This window comes from Clostridium sp. (genome assembly GCF_047718555.1).
GTDB lineage: Bacteria > Bacillota > Clostridia > Clostridiales > Clostridiaceae > Clostridium_I.
The window spans coordinates 19,273-34,599 of record NZ_JBDNRK010000007.1 but is presented as its reverse complement, the minus strand read 5'-3'; the positions used below and the strand labels follow the sequence as shown (position 1 = coordinate 34,599).

The 15,327-nt window shown below is 29.0% G+C and carries 18 protein-coding genes; 8 read left to right on the top strand and 10 right to left on the bottom strand.

Translation table 11 applies throughout. The features are described 5' to 3' along the window. Positions 1-165 precede the first annotated feature (165 nt). Positions 166-1,005, top strand: a complete 840-nt coding sequence (locus tag ABF633_RS04565) for a S1 RNA-binding domain-containing protein (RefSeq protein WP_415522458.1) — start codon at positions 166-168, stop codon at positions 1,003-1,005. Positions 1,006-1,177: 172 nt separating this feature from the next. On the opposite strand, the gene ABF633_RS04560 is transcribed toward ABF633_RS04565, so the two are convergent. Then, entirely contained in the window at positions 1,178-1,942 is a 765-nt protein-coding gene (locus tag ABF633_RS04560; protein ID WP_415522456.1) for an exodeoxyribonuclease III, read from the bottom strand. Positions 1,943-2,520: 578 nt separating this feature from the next. Between ABF633_RS04560 and ABF633_RS04555 the strand changes: the two genes are divergently transcribed. Then, positions 2,521-2,739: a hypothetical protein gene (locus ABF633_RS04555; protein ID WP_415522454.1), complete on the top strand. Its 219-nt coding sequence runs from the start codon at positions 2,521-2,523 to the stop codon at positions 2,737-2,739. Between the two features lie 227 nt (positions 2,740-2,966). After that, positions 2,967-3,440 carry a metal-dependent transcriptional regulator gene (locus ABF633_RS04550; protein WP_415522452.1) on the top strand — a complete coding sequence of 158 codons (474 nt, stop codon included), beginning with the start codon at positions 2,967-2,969 and terminating at the stop codon, positions 3,438-3,440. 101 nt (positions 3,441-3,541) lie between these two features. Here the strand turns inward: ABF633_RS04550 and ABF633_RS04545 are convergent, their stop codons facing one another. Next, on the bottom strand, positions 3,542-3,706 hold the full coding sequence (locus ABF633_RS04545) for a DUF1540 domain-containing protein (protein WP_415522450.1): 165 nt from the start codon (positions 3,704-3,706) through the stop codon (positions 3,542-3,544). Between the two features lie 172 nt (positions 3,707-3,878). On the opposite strand from ABF633_RS04545, the gene ABF633_RS04540 reads away from it, so the two are divergent. Together ABF633_RS04540 and ABF633_RS04535 are read left to right on the top strand one after the other, a co-directional pair. Next, positions 3,879-4,082, top strand: coding sequence for a hypothetical protein (locus ABF633_RS04540; RefSeq protein WP_415522448.1), 204 nt, complete (start codon positions 3,879-3,881; stop codon positions 4,080-4,082). 58 nt (positions 4,083-4,140) lie between these two features. Then, positions 4,141-4,491: a DUF2512 family protein gene (locus ABF633_RS04535; RefSeq protein ID WP_415522446.1), complete on the top strand. Its 351-nt coding sequence runs from the start codon at positions 4,141-4,143 to the stop codon at positions 4,489-4,491. 26 nt (positions 4,492-4,517) lie between these two features. Here the strand turns inward: ABF633_RS04535 and ABF633_RS04530 are convergent, their stop codons facing one another. Then, positions 4,518-4,688 (bottom strand): hypothetical protein, encoded by a 171-nt coding sequence (locus ABF633_RS04530; protein ID WP_415522444.1) that lies wholly within the window; start codon positions 4,686-4,688, stop codon positions 4,518-4,520. 302 nt (positions 4,689-4,990) lie between these two features. Here ABF633_RS04530 and ABF633_RS04525 point away from each other — a divergent pair, with 302 nt between their 5' ends. Genes ABF633_RS04525 through glgA form a run of 3 tightly spaced genes read left to right on the top strand, consistent with a single transcriptional unit; the run spans position 4,991 to position 8,744 of the window. Continuing rightward, entirely contained in the window at positions 4,991-6,133 is a 1,143-nt protein-coding gene (locus ABF633_RS04525) for a glucose-1-phosphate adenylyltransferase (protein ID WP_415522442.1), read from the top strand. 21 nt (positions 6,134-6,154) lie between these two features. Beyond that, positions 6,155-7,297: a glucose-1-phosphate adenylyltransferase subunit GlgD gene (glgD, locus tag ABF633_RS04520; RefSeq protein ID WP_415522440.1), complete on the top strand. Its 1,143-nt coding sequence runs from the start codon at positions 6,155-6,157 to the stop codon at positions 7,295-7,297. A gap of 13 nt (positions 7,298-7,310) precedes the next feature. Beyond that, positions 7,311-8,744, top strand: a complete 1,434-nt coding sequence (gene glgA / locus ABF633_RS04515; RefSeq protein ID WP_415522438.1) for a glycogen synthase GlgA — start codon at positions 7,311-7,313, stop codon at positions 8,742-8,744. A 193-nt stretch (positions 8,745-8,937) separates the two neighbouring features. On the opposite strand, the gene lepB is transcribed toward glgA, so the two are convergent. From lepB to ABF633_RS04480, 7 genes are all read right to left on the bottom strand, one after another. Continuing rightward, a complete protein-coding gene (gene lepB / locus ABF633_RS04510; protein ID WP_415522436.1) occupies positions 8,938-9,450 on the bottom strand; it encodes a signal peptidase I in 513 nt (170 codons plus the stop codon). Positions 9,451-9,660: 210 nt separating this feature from the next. Then, the gene (locus tag ABF633_RS04505) at positions 9,661-10,641 is read right to left on the bottom strand and encodes a 3'-5' exoribonuclease YhaM family protein (RefSeq protein WP_415522434.1); all 981 of its coding nucleotides are present in this window, start codon (positions 10,639-10,641) and stop codon (positions 9,661-9,663) included. A 115-nt stretch (positions 10,642-10,756) separates the two neighbouring features. Then, entirely contained in the window at positions 10,757-10,912 is a 156-nt protein-coding gene (locus ABF633_RS04500; protein ID WP_415522432.1) for a lmo0937 family membrane protein, read from the bottom strand. A 252-nt stretch (positions 10,913-11,164) separates the two neighbouring features. Continuing rightward, positions 11,165-12,553 carry an N-acyl-D-amino-acid deacylase family protein gene (locus tag ABF633_RS04495; protein WP_415522430.1) on the bottom strand — a complete coding sequence of 463 codons (1,389 nt, stop codon included), beginning with the start codon at positions 12,551-12,553 and terminating at the stop codon, positions 11,165-11,167. A gap of 18 nt (positions 12,554-12,571) precedes the next feature. Then, positions 12,572-13,654 (bottom strand): spermidine/putrescine ABC transporter substrate-binding protein, encoded by a 1,083-nt coding sequence (locus ABF633_RS04490; RefSeq protein ID WP_415522428.1) that lies wholly within the window; start codon positions 13,652-13,654, stop codon positions 12,572-12,574. 19 nt (positions 13,655-13,673) lie between these two features. Beyond that, the gene (locus ABF633_RS04485) at positions 13,674-14,456 is read right to left on the bottom strand and encodes an ABC transporter permease (RefSeq protein WP_415522426.1); all 783 of its coding nucleotides are present in this window, start codon (positions 14,454-14,456) and stop codon (positions 13,674-13,676) included. Next, positions 14,456-15,316 (bottom strand): ABC transporter permease, encoded by an 861-nt coding sequence (locus ABF633_RS04480; RefSeq protein ID WP_415522424.1) that lies wholly within the window; start codon positions 15,314-15,316, stop codon positions 14,456-14,458. The genes ABF633_RS04485 and ABF633_RS04480 overlap by 1 nt, the downstream gene beginning before the upstream one ends. Between the last annotated feature and the right edge of the window lie 11 nt (positions 15,317-15,327).

Here is a 15,327-nt window from a genome sequence, read left to right as displayed (position 1 = left end):
TATTTTTAGTTTAGCTATATCATTTTAATTATTAAAATACTTATAACATAATTTATTAAAATGTGATAAAATGAAGAAACATGTTATTAGATAAAGTCTATGAAAGTTAATCATAACATAACCTTATTTAATTTTCATAGTTATTTCAAGGAGGAAATTCAATTTATGATTGAAATAGGTAAATTTAATAAATTAGAAGTAATAAGACAATCTTCTTTTGGATATTTTCTAGATGCAAAAACAGATACTACAAACGACGATATTCTACTTCCAAAAGGTAATTGTACTGATAAACAAATTAACATTGGTGATAGTGTAAATGCTTTTATTTATCGTGATTCTAAAGATAGACTTGTTGCTACTTTAAAAGAACCTTATGCTACTGCTTTCCAATTAGCTTATTTAAAAGTTGTTTCTGTGACTAAAATAGGTGCTTTTATAGATTTTGGACTTGAAAGAGATTTATTTGTCCCTATAAAAGAACAGAATTACTTACTTGTTCCAGAAAACAAATATTTATTCTATATATATGTAGATAAAACCAATAGATTGGCAGCCACTACTTTTATAGATGAATATTTGGAAAACACAGAGGATTATCTAGTTGGAAATGATGTAGAGGGAACCGTATACGGCTTTCAAACAAATGGCAGTGCTATGGTAGCTATTGAGAATAAATATAGAGGAGTAATTCTTAAAAATGAGTATTTTTCAAGAATTATACCTGGAGAAGTTTTAAAATTAAGAGTTAAAAGACATTTTGAAGACGGAAAAATGTCCCTAACTCCAAGAAAGACTCCCAAAGATGAAAGGCTATCTCTTGAAGACACAATTCTAGAATATCTGAAAAATCATGATGGATTTATGCCTTACAATGATAAAAGTTCTCCTGAGGACATAAAAAAAGTATTTCATCAAAGCAAGAATTACTTTAAAAATGCCTTAGGTGGACTTATGAAACAAGGACTTATTACTCAAAGTAAAGATGGAACAAATTTAAAATAATACTTCTTTAAGTAATAATTAATAACTGAGAATTAAGAGTATGGGGAATTTTGCCTAAGATACAATAATTTTTAACTAATTTTTTCTTAATGGCAAAAATCTTAATCAGCTCTTAATTCTCATCTCTAAACTGCCTATAACTTCCATTCTATGTTATCAACTAAATGTTCTTCTATATATCCAAGTATATTGTAACAGGGCAATGATCTGACCCCATAACCTCATTTAATATTTCTGCACTTTTTATATTTTTCATTAAATTTTCAGTAACAAAAAAATAATCGATTCTCCAGCCTGCATTTCTTTCTCTAGCCTTAAAGCGATAGCTCCACCAAGAGTATTTAACTACATCTTTATGTATTGACCTAAATGTATCAGCGTACCCTTGTGAAATAAATTTATCAATCCAAGCACGTTCTATCGGTAAAAAACCTGAATATTTTTCATTTGCTTTTGCGTTCTTAATATCTATTTCATTATGGGCAGTATTATAATCCCCACATATAATAAGTTTTTTATTTTCAGCTTTGAGCTTATTCAAATAATCCAATATAGCATCATAAAAGTCTAATTTATATTTAAGTCTTTCTTCATCCTTCTGTCCATTTGGAAAGTATATATTAAACAATATAAAATCTGTAAATTCTGTAATCAGTATTCTTCCTTCACTATCAAATTTTTCTATTCCTATACCATGCTTTACAGAAATAGGTTTTTCCTTAGTATAAGTTGCCACACCACTGTATCCCTTTTTTTCTGCACAGGAAAAATATGAATAATATCCATTTATATTTTTAATTTCCTCACTTAGATTGTCTAGTTGAAGCTTAGTCTCCTGTATACACAATATATCTGGATTTTCACTATTAACAAATTCAAAAAAACCTTTTTTGCTTACTGCCCTTAACCCATTAACATTCCATGAATATATATTCATAAAATCACCTACCTTTTAAACATTTTACTACAATTTCCATTTTTGTTATTGACATATTATATTGATCTTTTCCTGACTGAAAGGTTCAGACCTCCGCCTCTAAGCGAAGCGAAGGTGGGATTTTCCAATCAGGTGGGGTAGACTCCCCACCTGATTTACCGATGTTTCAGCTTGCTGAAATGAGTTCACTCAGTTATCTTACGACCGCCTTATTCCTTATTCCATTAGTTTTTCTTAATAATAATTATTATAAAGCATTTTTAAAGAAATGACTAGATAGTTACGAAAGTGCGTTGGATTATAAACCTAGCAACTTTATATTGTTATTTATTTTCAGATAACTAAACAAAATTGTACATTAAGAAAGTTATGCATATAATAATAGTAGTATCTAAGCAAGTATTATAAAAAAATTTTTATCCGATGACTAGCCGCTGTAACACTCCACCTTCTAAAGGTGGAGATAACATCGGCACGTCCCTGGATAATTCATCTAAACTCAGTAGGAATACAAACTCCCACTGAGTAAGATTCATTGATATATAAACACTTTAATGCAATTAAAGAGGTATAGCATTATGGAAGATTTTAATTCATTTGATCCAGAAGATATTTCTCTGCTTATAAGTATCGTAGCAACTGCTCTTTCCAAAAACAAAAGTATTGAAGAATTAGCTGTTATAGGAAATTTTATGATTTCCGTTGGTGAAATAATAATTACTATTTCCGCTGAAAAGGCAAATTTACGGGCAAAAGAAATGAAAAGAAAGGAAATGAAAAATCCAACTAATATGTAGCGAAATAATTTTAGGTTGCACAAAATCCTTTTATTTTTAATATATTACAATAAATTATATTAATTTCATTTAAGCAGATTCTAAATAAATTTTATTTATTAAATAAACAATTTTAATTGCAACTTATTATATAATTCTAAAAAAGATTTTGTGCTGCCTTCTGTTCTTTAAAATAAATATTATGTATATAATTTATTAAATAAGTTAATTCTCAGGTAGGTGTGAATATGTCAAAAGAAAGTTTCCACACATTTAACGAATATATGAAAAAAGAGGAAGATAAGCTTACAGCCTCTATGGAAGATTATCTTGAAATGATATATAGACTTTCTTCAGAAACAAAGTTCACTAGAATTCATGATCTAGCAAATGCCTTAAATGTTCAGCCACCTTCTGCTACAAAAATGGTGCAAAAGCTTTCAGAATATACATTAATAAATTATGAGCGCTATGGCATGATAACATTAACTGAAAAAGGGAAAAGACTGGGCAACTTTCTTCTAGACAGGCACAATACTATAGAAAAATTTTTAAAATTACTTGGAATTTCTCATAATATTCTGGAGCAAACAGAAAAAATTGAGCATACCATTAGTAATGATACACTTATATATCTTAAAAATTTCGTTGACTTTATTAGTTCTAATCCAAATTTAGTGAAAAACTTTAATATATTCTGCCATACAAAAAATGATAAATAGCTATATAATATTCGTTAATAAAATATACTAACAAAAAATTAATGGCGCAATATTAAAATTTTAATATTACTCCATTAATTTTTACTTTATTGATTTTTGTGTTAGCTTAATTTTTCAAAACTGCCGCAATCTGTGCACTCTGTTGTTTTTGCCACAGATTCATGTTTTACAACTTCAATTTTTTGTAGAGTACAGTAATTATCTGTTCTATCATTGTACTTACACTCAGTAACTGTACATCCAATACTATCATTGTGACTATGCATTGAACATTCCTCCTTTTTTTAAGACAAAAATATTATTAGCAATAAAAAAAAATTTATGTATTTTATCTACTAATTTTTATTTGATTTTAGTACAATTTATTCTAGAATATAGCACTCTATTAGTAATGTATTCATATTCTATTAATATATCCCAATTTTAAGGAGGCAACAAATGTACAATATAGTGAATACAACTTCTGCAGATCATGATATATCAAATAAAATCGACACTACAGAAAATAATTATTTTGATAGCAGTATATATCATTCTTTATATAATAATGATTATTATTTCTACCCTTTTTTTCTTAATTTATCATACGAAAATAATATTTCTAAAAAATTATGCTATCCAATCGAAACTTTCTCGAAATAAACTAAGGAATAAAAAAGTACAATATGGAAATAACTAAAGTTAGGAAGGAGGTTTCTTATTGATAAGATTAATAAATAAACTTATCCTCTATCCAGCCGCTTTATTGATTTCCAATATAATATTGTCTGGTATAGATTATTCTAATGCCTATGAACCTATTATAATTGGTTTACTACTAGCTCTTTTGTCCCACATGCTAGAAACTATTATACTAAAAAAAGGAACCCTCTGGATAAATACTGGCATTGATTATATAGCAGCCTTTTTACTTATATATTTATCTCAATATATTTTTAATGACTCCCATATAGCTGTTTTTCCTACTTTATTTATTTCCAGCTTAATAATAATATTTGAATTTTTTAATCATTTATTTTTTTTACAAAAACAGGTAAAAAAATCGAAGTAATATTTACTTCGATTTTTTGTTATATATTATCTAGTTATAGGATTTTTAAAATTTTCTGCAGTAGTTTTTCCAAAAGCGTAAGCGGATTCATTTAATTCATTAGTTTGTATTGATTGAACATCTTTATTTTCAGGATTTCTGTCATCATAGAGTTTAACCTTATCTGGTGAAGTTTTGGCCATTGAACGTTTTGACATTATAAACACCTCCATTATATATTTTTCGTAATCAATAAGTTTTTATTCTCTAATCAATAACTTTTTTATAATTCAAGAGTAATATTTATTTATGCAATTTTAACATTTGAAAATTATGGGCAATTATAATTATATGATCTATGACTAATTATAATTCGCAACAAAAAAAATTTTTATTAATTCACAAAATTTATATTTTTTAGTAGTGCCTTTTTTCACAAAATAAGGTAATATATATATAGATAAATATGTTATTTATTCAATTAATTCTTAAAAATTTGCTTATAATGGGGGGGTACAAGATGTCAAAGAAAGAAATGATTGCAATGATTCTAGCAGGTGGACAGGGCAGTAGATTGGGGATTCTTACTAAAAAAACAGCAAAACCTGCGGTTCCATTTGGCGGTAAATACAGGATTATAGACTTTACTTTAAGTAATTGTTCAAATTCAGGTATTGACACCGTTGGAGTATTAACACAATATAGGCCACTTATATTAAATAATCATATTGGTATAGGTAGTCCTTGGGATCTAGACAGATCAAATGGTGGAGTTTTTCTTTTACCACCGTATATGAAAGAAAATGGTGGTAATTGGTACAAGGGAACTGCAAATGCCATTTATCAAAATAGGGGTTTTATTGACTCCTACGAACCAGAATATGTAATCATTCTATCCGGAGATCACATTTACAAAATGGATTATTCAAAAATGCTTGAGTTCCATAAAGAAAAAAATGCAGATGCAACTATTGCTGTTTTTGAAGTTCCTTTAAATGAAGCCAGTAGATTTGGAATAATGAATACAAAAGAAAACAATGAGATTTTTGAATTTGAAGAAAAGCCTAAAATACCTAAAAACAATTTAGCTTCTATGGGAATTTATATTTTTAATTGGAAAACTTTAAAAAGACTTCTTCATGAGGATGAATTAGATGAAAAATCTAGTAATGACTTTGGTAAAAACATAATCCCTAGGATGCTTTTAAGTGGGAAAAAACTTTTTGCATATCCATTTAGTGGATATTGGAAAGATGTTGGTACTATAGATAGCTTTTGGCAATCAAACATGGATATGATTAATGATAATAATGAATTGAATCTGCATGATCCAGATTGGAGAATTTATTCTGTTAATCCAACAAGACCCCCTCAATATATAGGTTCTGATGCATTAGTTAAAAGCTCACTTGTAGTTGAAGGCTGTGTAATACTTGGTGAAGTTAATAATTCTGTACTCTTCCCTGGTGTGCATATAGGTAAGAATTCTACCATATACGATTCTATTGTGATGCCAAATGCCATTATAGGTGATAATGTAACTATTAGAAGAGCAATTATAGGGAGTAATGCTATAATATCAAATGGCTGTGTAATCGATAATACAGATGAAATAACCGTAATAGCTGAAGGAAATAAAGTAAAAGAAAGTGCAGCAGTATAATTAAAAAAAGAGGTGTATAAAATGCTTTCTAATTACATGGGTATACTAAATTTGAATGAAAATGAGGATAACATTAAAAGTCTTACAAAAAACAGACTAATTGCTTCAATTCCTGTAGCTGGAAGATATAGAATCATTGATTTTGTATTATCGAACCTTATAAATTCTGGTATTAGAAACGTGGGAATATTCACTCAGAGTAAAGCAAGATCTTTAATTGACCATATAGGCTCTGGAAAACCATGGGATTTAGATAGAAAAATTAATGGGCTTTTTATCTTCAATTTTGGAGAAAGAAACTCTTATTTAAGTGATGTAGAAATGATAAAAAATAACATGGAATATATTTATAGAAGTAAGCAAGATAAGGTTATACTATGCTCTTCTTCTATGATTTGTAATATAGACTACCAAGAAGCAGCAAAATTGCATGAAGAATCTGGTAAGGATATAACTATCATTTACAAGAAGGTAAAATCCAGCAATAATTATTTTAGAAATTGTAATATTCTAAATATAAATAATGATAATTCCGTAATAAGTGTTGGGAAAAATATAAAAGTTACAGAATTGTATAATAGAAAAAATTTAATTTCTGATGGCTATGAAAACATATCTATGGAAACCTTTATTTTAGATAAAGACACTTTAATTAATATACTTAATAATTGTATAAAAACAGGCTATTGGGCTGATTTAAAAGATTGCATTTACAACAATATAGCTGACTTAAATGTAAATGCTTATGAATTTAAAGGATATTTATCCAATATAAATTCCATTAATTCCTATTACAAGGCAAATATGGACATGTTGAATTTAGATGTAAGCAAAGAATTGTTCTTTAATAATGGCCTTATTTATACAAAAATAATGGATGAATCCCCTACTAAGCATTTTAGTACTGCAAATGTATCAAATTCTCTTATTGCAAATGGGTGCCTTATTAAAGGAAATGTTACCAATAGTGTACTTTCAAGACGTGTACAAATTGACGAAGGTGCAGAGGTGAATAATTGTATTATAATGCAAGGTTGCCACATAAAATCCAATGCAAAATTATCCAATGTAATAATTGATAAAGATAATATTATTGACAGAAATAAAGAGTTAAAGGGTGATACCGATTTTCCATTAGTTATAGAGAAAAAATCACTACATTAAAGGGGTAGATCTTATGAAGATTTTATTTACTGCTTCAGAATGTTTTCCATTTCTGAAAACAGGTGGTCTTGGTGATGTTGCCTATGCATTACCAAAAGCTTTAAGAAAAATTGGTATTGATGCTAGAGTTATACTTCCCAAATATGGGGCTATATCTGATTATTTTAAAAATAACATGCATCATATTGAAAGTTTTGATGTTTCTGTAGGTTGGAGAGGAAAATTCTGTGGTTTGGAATATATAGAACATGATTCTGTTCCCTTTTATTTTATAGATAATGAATACTATTTTTATAGGCAAAATCCCTATGGCTATTATGACGATGCAGAAAGATTTGCTTTCTTTTCAAGAGCGGTGCTTGAAGCTATTCATCATATGGGTGATTTTACTCCTAATGTTATTCATTGTAATGACTGGCAAACCGGTATGATTCCAGTATTACTAAAGGATATATTCAGATTTAGTCCAAGACATAATAGTATAAGAACTGTATATACAATACACAATTTAAAATATCAGGGTGTCTTTGATAAAAATATATTATCAGAGTTATTATGTCTAAATGAAGGCTACTTTCATGAGGATGCACTAAAATTTTACGATGGTGTATCTTTTATGAAAGGTGGACTTAAATTCTCTGATAAAATATCCACTGTAAGTAACAGCTATGCTTATGAAGTACAAACTCCCTTCTATGGAGAAGGATTAGATGGTCTTCTTAGAAACAGAAGCTGGGACTTTTGGGGTATAGTTAATGGTATAGATTTTGATGTTTATAATCCAGCTTCTGACAAAGACATATTTGCTCATTACGATAAAAACTATTATTCAAATAAATATATAAATAAAACAGAACTTCAAAAAATGCTAAATTTACCTGTAAACAGCACTGTACCTATTATAGGAATTGTCTCAAGATTAGTTGATCAGAAAGGCTTTGATTTAATCTCATATATTCTGGAGGAATTACTTCAAGATGGAATTCAGATGGTTGTTTTAGGTACAGGTGATAGACGCTATGAAGATATGTTTAAATATTTTGCATATAAATATCCAAACAAATTATCGGCCAACATTACCTTTAATAATTCATTGGCTCAGAAAATATATGCTGGTTCAGATATGTTTCTTATGCCTTCCCTATTTGAACCTTGCGGCATAGGACAATTAATTTCTTTAAGATACGGTACTGTACCTATAGTAAGAGAAACCGGTGGTCTTAGGGATACTGTATTCTCTTATAATGACAGTAATGGAGAAGGTAATGGTTTTACTTTTGCCAGCTATAACGCTCATGATATGCTGCATACAATAAGACGTGCAGAGTACTTTTTTTACAATAGAAAAGATATATGGAACAATTTAATTTTAAGAGGTATGTGGCAGAATAACTCTTGGACGAATTCTGCATATAAATACAGAGAACTGTATTCATCACTATTTTAATAATTAAATTTTATATGATAAATAAAAAGAACCGTTTCAAAATACATTAGTATGTATAGAGACGGTTCTAATTTTAATTTTTCAAATAATGCAGTAAAATTGTTTACAAAATATAATCATCCGTAAAAAGATTAGATAAATAATTATGAAGATATCAATGCCTATATATATTTACTTGTTCAATATAGAATTATTATTTAAGATCACCGAATCTATTAAAAGGATATACTATAAATCTAGCTTTACCTTCTATATCATGCCAATCAATATAGGGATTTTGCCAATACCTAGAATCCAAAGAATTACTTCTATTATCACCTAAGAAAAAATAATGTCCTGCCGGAACCTTGAAAGTACCAAATCTTCCCCCATTATTTACTACATAAGACTGATTTATTTTTTCTCCATTAACATATACGCTGCCGTCTTCATTAATCTTAATAGTATCATTTGGAAGGCCTATAAGCCTCTTTATTAATTCTTCTTTAAGTTCTATGGATTTGAATACTACTATGTCTCCTCTTTTAAGGCTATTCCTGTTATAAATTCTTGTAACTATTATCTGATCATTATCTTTTATAGTTGGGTACATAGATGCTGTTGGAACCATTATCTTAAAAAATAGAAATTGTCTTATGAGCACTGCTAGTATAATTGCAACTAATATAGGTATTATATAATCCTTAAAAATCTTTTTTATATTCATTTTTCTCCTCCAAAATTTCTTTTTAATTACACTATTCTATTATGTACAGCTTCATTTTATATTATTTTTCCTATTTTGTATAATAAATAAAGTAAAAACTGACTGCAATCTGCAGTCAGTAATATACACATTATACCACAAACATAATTTTTTCTGTATAATTCATTAAACGGAATAAAATTATATATTTCTAATATTTAAAAATTTTTATTATTTCTTTTCACAATCTATACATTCTTTATCAAATTTTGAATTATATATTCTTCGCTTTTCTAGAGACCATACAGGATCAGATACTTCCCCCGGTTTAACAGAATCCACAGCCTTTTTCATATCAAACATAGTGGCATCCATATCATCTAAATAATGAAGCATCTCTGCTTCAGGGAACATTGGTTTTTTAGGGCTACCATATTCTGGCTCATAATGATGAGCTAAAATCATATGCTGAAGTATCATTGAAATTTCTTTATCTGCGCCTATTTTTTCTGCAGCTTCTCCTATTTTTTCAACACCCATAACTATGTGACCTAAAAGCTGGCCTTCTATTGTATAAGTTGTAACTATTCCCAATTCTGAAGCATCCATTTCTTCTAATTTTGACATATCATGAAGAATTACTCCAGCATAGAGCAGATCTGTATTTATAAAAACATACACTTTACTAAGAGCCTCTGCGGCTTTAAGCATAGTGGTTATATGATATAATAATCCAGACCTAATGGAATGATGATTTTTTTTTGCTGCAGGAAAATTCATAAGCTTATCCCCAGCATTATCAATAATATAATTTACAATATTTTTTATATCTTTATTTTTTATTCTCCCTATGTAATCTAACATAACTATATACATATCATCAGCTTCATAAGGTGCTGAAGGTACAAAATCTTTAATTTCTATTCCATCTTTTTCTGTTACTAGTCTTATCTTATCTATTTTTAGCTGAAGATTATTCTGCCATTCTACTACAGCCGCTCTTATTTTTACTAATTTATTTTCTTTATATAATTCTTCATCTTCCGTAGATGCATCCCAAAGCTTAGCACTGATTTCTCCACTCTTATCTCCAACAATTAAATCAAGAAATTTTTTATTATTTGATGAAACTCTGCTGGAAACAGATTTTATAACGTAAAAACTGTCTATTCTATTCCCTGCTTTCAGCTCACTTATTTGCTTAAAATCCAATACAATCCCTCCATTTGATTTTAAATACTATTATTAGAATATCACAAAATACAAATATGGTCTAATAATCTGTATATTTAAATAATAAAAATGCCGCTTTACAGCAGCATTTTTATTATTTTATATATCTTTTCCCAATAAGCAAATCTATTATAAACACAATTGCAGCTATTAGAAGAAGCCAGTTAATTAATACCCCACCTATTCTAAATAACAGCCCTAGGACCCAAAATACTATAACTATTACACCTATCCATTTAAGTAATGTCATATCAATCCCATCTTCCACTAATTTTATATACTTGCAACTCAAACTAGCATATGTAATTTTTATATTTTTATTCCATTGAATTTTTAATTGAAATATTTTAAAATATTTTAATTAAAAAGGGACGCCTCTTATGCATATTAATACATCTAGAGACAATCCCTTCATTATAATAAAATTATTTATCTTTATTAGATATTGCCCATGATACTTATAGTCTTAATGACAAAAGATTATATATTGTATGAGAATATTTTACCATATAGTACAAGCAGGTAAATCTCTTATAGATTTACCTGGCATAGAGTTTAAAATTAATTCCCCATTATTTACTACAATTTTACCATTAACAACAACAAAATGTACCCCTTCTGGTTTAGCATCTGGTTCACCAATATCGGGAAATTGAGCTTTATCTCTTATAGTATCAATATCAAAAATGACTATATCTGCATCAGCGCCAACTTTCATTCTCCCCTTATTAGTAAGCCCTAATCTGTCAGCAGGAAATAGAGTACACTTTTCAATAGCTTCTATAAGTGAAAGAATTTTTTTCTCTCTAACCATTTTTCTAAAAAATCTTGGAAAAGTACCAGCATTTTGAGGATGTCCTTCACTTATACGTCCCGTTGGACTAGGTCCTATATCAGATGATAATATAACATATTCTTTAGCTAGAGCCTCATATATTTCATCTTCAATTCCAGTGAAGCAAATTACACTATCCTCTTTAGAATATTTTCTAAGTTCTTCATAAGTCTCTCTTGTTAATCTTTTTCCTTTATACTTTCCTGTAGCGACTAAGAGATCTTCAAATTTCCAACCGAATTTTTTCATATACTGTTCATCATAAATTGTAGAACCAATGAAAGTAGAAAAAGCACTGTACATACCACTGTCTGCGGAAACCTTTAATCCTCTATCTCGCGCTTTATCCATCATCTCCAGTGCTTCAGTCATAATACCTGTTCCATATTGATATACAAAATGAGATACTAAAACCTTTGCTCCTGTTATTTCCGATATTTTTATTGCGTCTTCAAGAGAGCTTAAATCATTTGGATTATTTACATTAGTGTGTATGGCTATAAATTTACCATATTTTTCAGCTATCTTACTCAAAGTTATAATTTCATCCTTGGAAGATCCAGGTGCATACTCAATACCAAAAGATAGACCTATGGCACCAGCTTGAAAGGATTTTCTCAGCAAATTAGACATTTCTTCAATTTGATACTCTGTTGCTGCAATATAAGGATTAGTAATTCCAACAGCCTCTCTTAGTCTAAAGGAATGACCTATTAATTGAGCTTGATTGATAAAAAATCCTCTAGCATCCTGTTCATCAAAAAATTTTTCTATATCTAATATTCCACCACCACAGTTACCGCCAACAGCAGTGGTAACACCTTGAAGTACTGCAAGTTTTCCACAGGGAATAGAGCCATCAATATGGCCATGAATATCTATGAAACCAGGACTTACAATGAGCCCTTTTGCATCTATTTCTATTTTACCTTGAATATTTTTATCAGTTATTTTGCATATTTTATTTTTACAAATTCCTATATTACCTTTTATTATCCTTTTTTGTTCTACATCTACAATGTTTCCATTGCTTATAACTAAATCATAAATATTCATATCCTCACTTCCCCTAAATTATTGTTGTTTAAATTCAGACCAAATTAAATCGTATTGCTTTGTAGCATCTCCTACATCTTCAAGATGTTTGGCCTTATTGAATTCCTCCTGTGGAACATAAACAGCTTTGTTATTTAAATATTCTTTTGACATATATTTTTTAGCTGCTGTATTTGTACTTATATACTCTATATTATTAGTTATATCATTATTTACCTTGCCGTCAAGTAGGAAATCAATAAATTTTTCTGCATTTTCTTTATGTGGGGCTTTTACTGGCATTACAAAATTGTCTTCTTCAAATTGCATTCCCTCTTCCGGATATACAATTTTAAGCTTTGGATTTCCCTTTAATGCAGCTGAAGCTTGTGATCCCCACATAACTCCTATTGAGGTATCTCCACTTATTAAGCTATTATGTGGAGTATCTGCATCAAATACCTTCACATTTTGCTTCAAGTTTTTAAGTTCTGCTTTTGCCTGATCAAGTTTTTTAGGATCAGTCTCATTTATACTATAACCCAGCTTTGTAAGCGCCATACCTATTACAGATCTTGGATCATCCAGCAGTACCTCTGAACCCTTAAGTGAAGGATCCCATAAATCCTTAACACCCTTAATATCCTTTTTTACCTTATCAGGATTATATACAATCATTTCACTTCCAAGAGTATAAGGTATGGAATATTTATTCCCCTTGTCGTAATATTGATCTAAATAAGTAGAATCTACATTCTTATAATTAGGAATATTAGCTTTATTTATAGGCTGAATTAATAGGTCTTTTTGTTTTCCCATAATCTGTACCATATAATCAGCACAAATTATTACATCATACTGAGAGCCCTTTGCAGCTTGAAGTTTTGCTAACATTTCTTCATTAGTAGAAAAATTGCTGTAATTAACCTTAATTCCAGTTTGTTTTTCAAATTGTTTAATTACGTCATCTGGAACATAATTTGCCCAAGTGAAAAGATTTACCACTTTTTCTCCACTATTTTTAGAGGTAGTAGAATTTTTACTTGCACATCCTGCAAATGACAATATAGCTACTAAAAATATTAGTAGAATACTGAGAACTTTAAATAATTTCTTTGACATGAAAATCACTCCTAAAACTTTATTTTTGCACTTTTAGCTTAATAGTCTGTGAGACAATTAGAACTAAAAAAGTTATAACTAACATTACTGTACATATGGCATTTATTTCTCCTGAGAGACCAAACCTCAGCATTGAAAATATTTTTATAGGTAATGTAGTACTTTCTGGTCCTCCTACAAAAAAATTTATTATTACATCATCTAAAGACAATGCAAAAGCCAACATAGCTCCTGATATTACTGCTGGAAAAATTATTGGTAAAGTTATAGTCCTAAAAACAGTAAATTCATTGGCTCCTAAATCCATAGCTGCCTCTTCAATGGATGAATCAAAACCTGCCAGCCTTGCTTTAACGTTAATTAGAACAAAAGGCATACAAAAGGTTGTATGAGCAAGTACTAACGTAAATATACCAAAATTCATTTGAAACATAGAAAAATATACTAATAAGGAGATACCCATAATTATTTCTGGTATTACTATAGGTATGTATAATAACAGATTAACTACACCTTTACCTTTAAACTTATATTTATGCAATCCAACGGCACCTATAGTTCCAATAATAGATGAAAGAGCTGTACTAAAAAATGCTACTATCAAACTATTTTGTATAGCACTTAATACATCATCATCATTAATTAATTTTGTATACCAATCAAAGGTAAAACCTGTCCATACTGCATTACTTTTTGACGCATTAAAAGAATATATTACTATAATTATTATGGGAATATATAAAAATGCAAATATAAGTAATATGTATATATTAGACAGCCTTTTTAATGCTTTTGATTCCATTAGAATACCTCCATATCAACCTTTTTGCCTACTATTTTTACATATATTCCTATTAATATAAGTGAAACTACTATCATAACAATAGAAAGTGCTGCACCAAAAGGCCAATCTCTTGACACCAGGAACTGATTTCTTATTAAATTACCTATTAGCATTACCCTGCTTCCTCCCATTAAATCTGGTATAAAAAACAATCCTACAGATGGTATAAATACAAGTATACAACCAGCTATTATACCTGACATGGTAAGTGGAATTGTTATTGTGCAAAAGGTTTTTAATCTGCTGGCACCTAGATCCTTTGCAGCTTCAATATAACTTCTATCTAATTTTTCTATGGAATTATATAGTGGAAGCACCATAAATGGAAACATAGTGTATACCATACCTATAAGTACTGCACCATAGGTATATAACATTTCTAATGGCTCTTTAATTATTCCTGCTAACATAAAAAAATGATTTATAATTCCCTGAGATCTTAAAAGTATAATCCAGCCATAAGTTCTTATAAGAGAATTAGTCCAAAAGGGAACAATTATAATTATTAATACCACAATGTTAAATTTCTTTGGTACTTTAGAAGAAAAATATGCAAAGGGATAACCAAATATCAAGGTTAACAATGTAGTAACAAAGGCTATAATTAATGAATCCATAAATACTTTAAAATATAATGGACTTCCCATTCTCGTATAGTTCTCAATAGTTGGAGTATAAATAACTCCTCCATCTGTTCCCCTTTGCATAAAACTTATAAATATTATATATAAAAGTGGTATTGCTACAAAAATCAACATCCATAGTGAAATAGGTATTGTTGTAACTAATTTTGATATACCTGCTTTTTTCTCTTTCATATTCTTCTCAC

What these genes read in the sequence shown, in the direction of transcription:
- ABF633_RS04565 (WP_415522458.1), top strand. Translation starts at nt 166, where the DNA reads ATGATTGAAATAGGTAAATTTAATAAATTAGAAGTAATAAGACAATCT.
- ABF633_RS04560 (WP_415522456.1), bottom strand. Translation starts at nt 1,942, where the DNA reads ATGAATATATATTCATGGAATGTTAATGGGTTAAGGGCAGTAAGCAAA.
- ABF633_RS04555 (WP_415522454.1), top strand. Translation starts at nt 2,521, where the DNA reads ATGGAAGATTTTAATTCATTTGATCCAGAAGATATTTCTCTGCTTATA.
- ABF633_RS04550 (WP_415522452.1), top strand. Translation starts at nt 2,967, where the DNA reads ATGTCAAAAGAAAGTTTCCACACATTTAACGAATATATGAAAAAAGAG.
- ABF633_RS04545 (WP_415522450.1), bottom strand. Translation starts at nt 3,706, where the DNA reads ATGCATAGTCACAATGATAGTATTGGATGTACAGTTACTGAGTGTAAG.
- ABF633_RS04540 (WP_415522448.1), top strand. Translation starts at nt 3,879, where the DNA reads ATGTACAATATAGTGAATACAACTTCTGCAGATCATGATATATCAAAT.
- ABF633_RS04530 (WP_415522444.1), bottom strand. Translation starts at nt 4,688, where the DNA reads ATGTCAAAACGTTCAATGGCCAAAACTTCACCAGATAAGGTTAAACTC.
- ABF633_RS04525 (WP_415522442.1), top strand. Translation starts at nt 4,991, where the DNA reads ATGTCAAAGAAAGAAATGATTGCAATGATTCTAGCAGGTGGACAGGGC.
- glgD (WP_415522440.1), top strand. Translation starts at nt 6,155, where the DNA reads ATGCTTTCTAATTACATGGGTATACTAAATTTGAATGAAAATGAGGAT.
- glgA (WP_415522438.1), top strand. Translation starts at nt 7,311, where the DNA reads ATGAAGATTTTATTTACTGCTTCAGAATGTTTTCCATTTCTGAAAACA.
- lepB (WP_415522436.1), bottom strand. Translation starts at nt 9,450, where the DNA reads ATGAATATAAAAAAGATTTTTAAGGATTATATAATACCTATATTAGTT.
- ABF633_RS04500 (WP_415522432.1), bottom strand. Translation starts at nt 10,912, where the DNA reads ATGACATTACTTAAATGGATAGGTGTAATAGTTATAGTATTTTGGGTC.
- ABF633_RS04495 (WP_415522430.1), bottom strand. Translation starts at nt 12,553, where the DNA reads ATGAATATTTATGATTTAGTTATAAGCAATGGAAACATTGTAGATGTA.
- ABF633_RS04490 (WP_415522428.1), bottom strand. Translation starts at nt 13,654, where the DNA reads ATGTCAAAGAAATTATTTAAAGTTCTCAGTATTCTACTAATATTTTTA.
- ABF633_RS04485 (WP_415522426.1), bottom strand. Translation starts at nt 14,456, where the DNA reads ATGGAATCAAAAGCATTAAAAAGGCTGTCTAATATATACATATTACTT.
- ABF633_RS04480 (WP_415522424.1), bottom strand. Translation starts at nt 15,316, where the DNA reads ATGAAAGAGAAAAAAGCAGGTATATCAAAATTAGTTACAACAATACCT.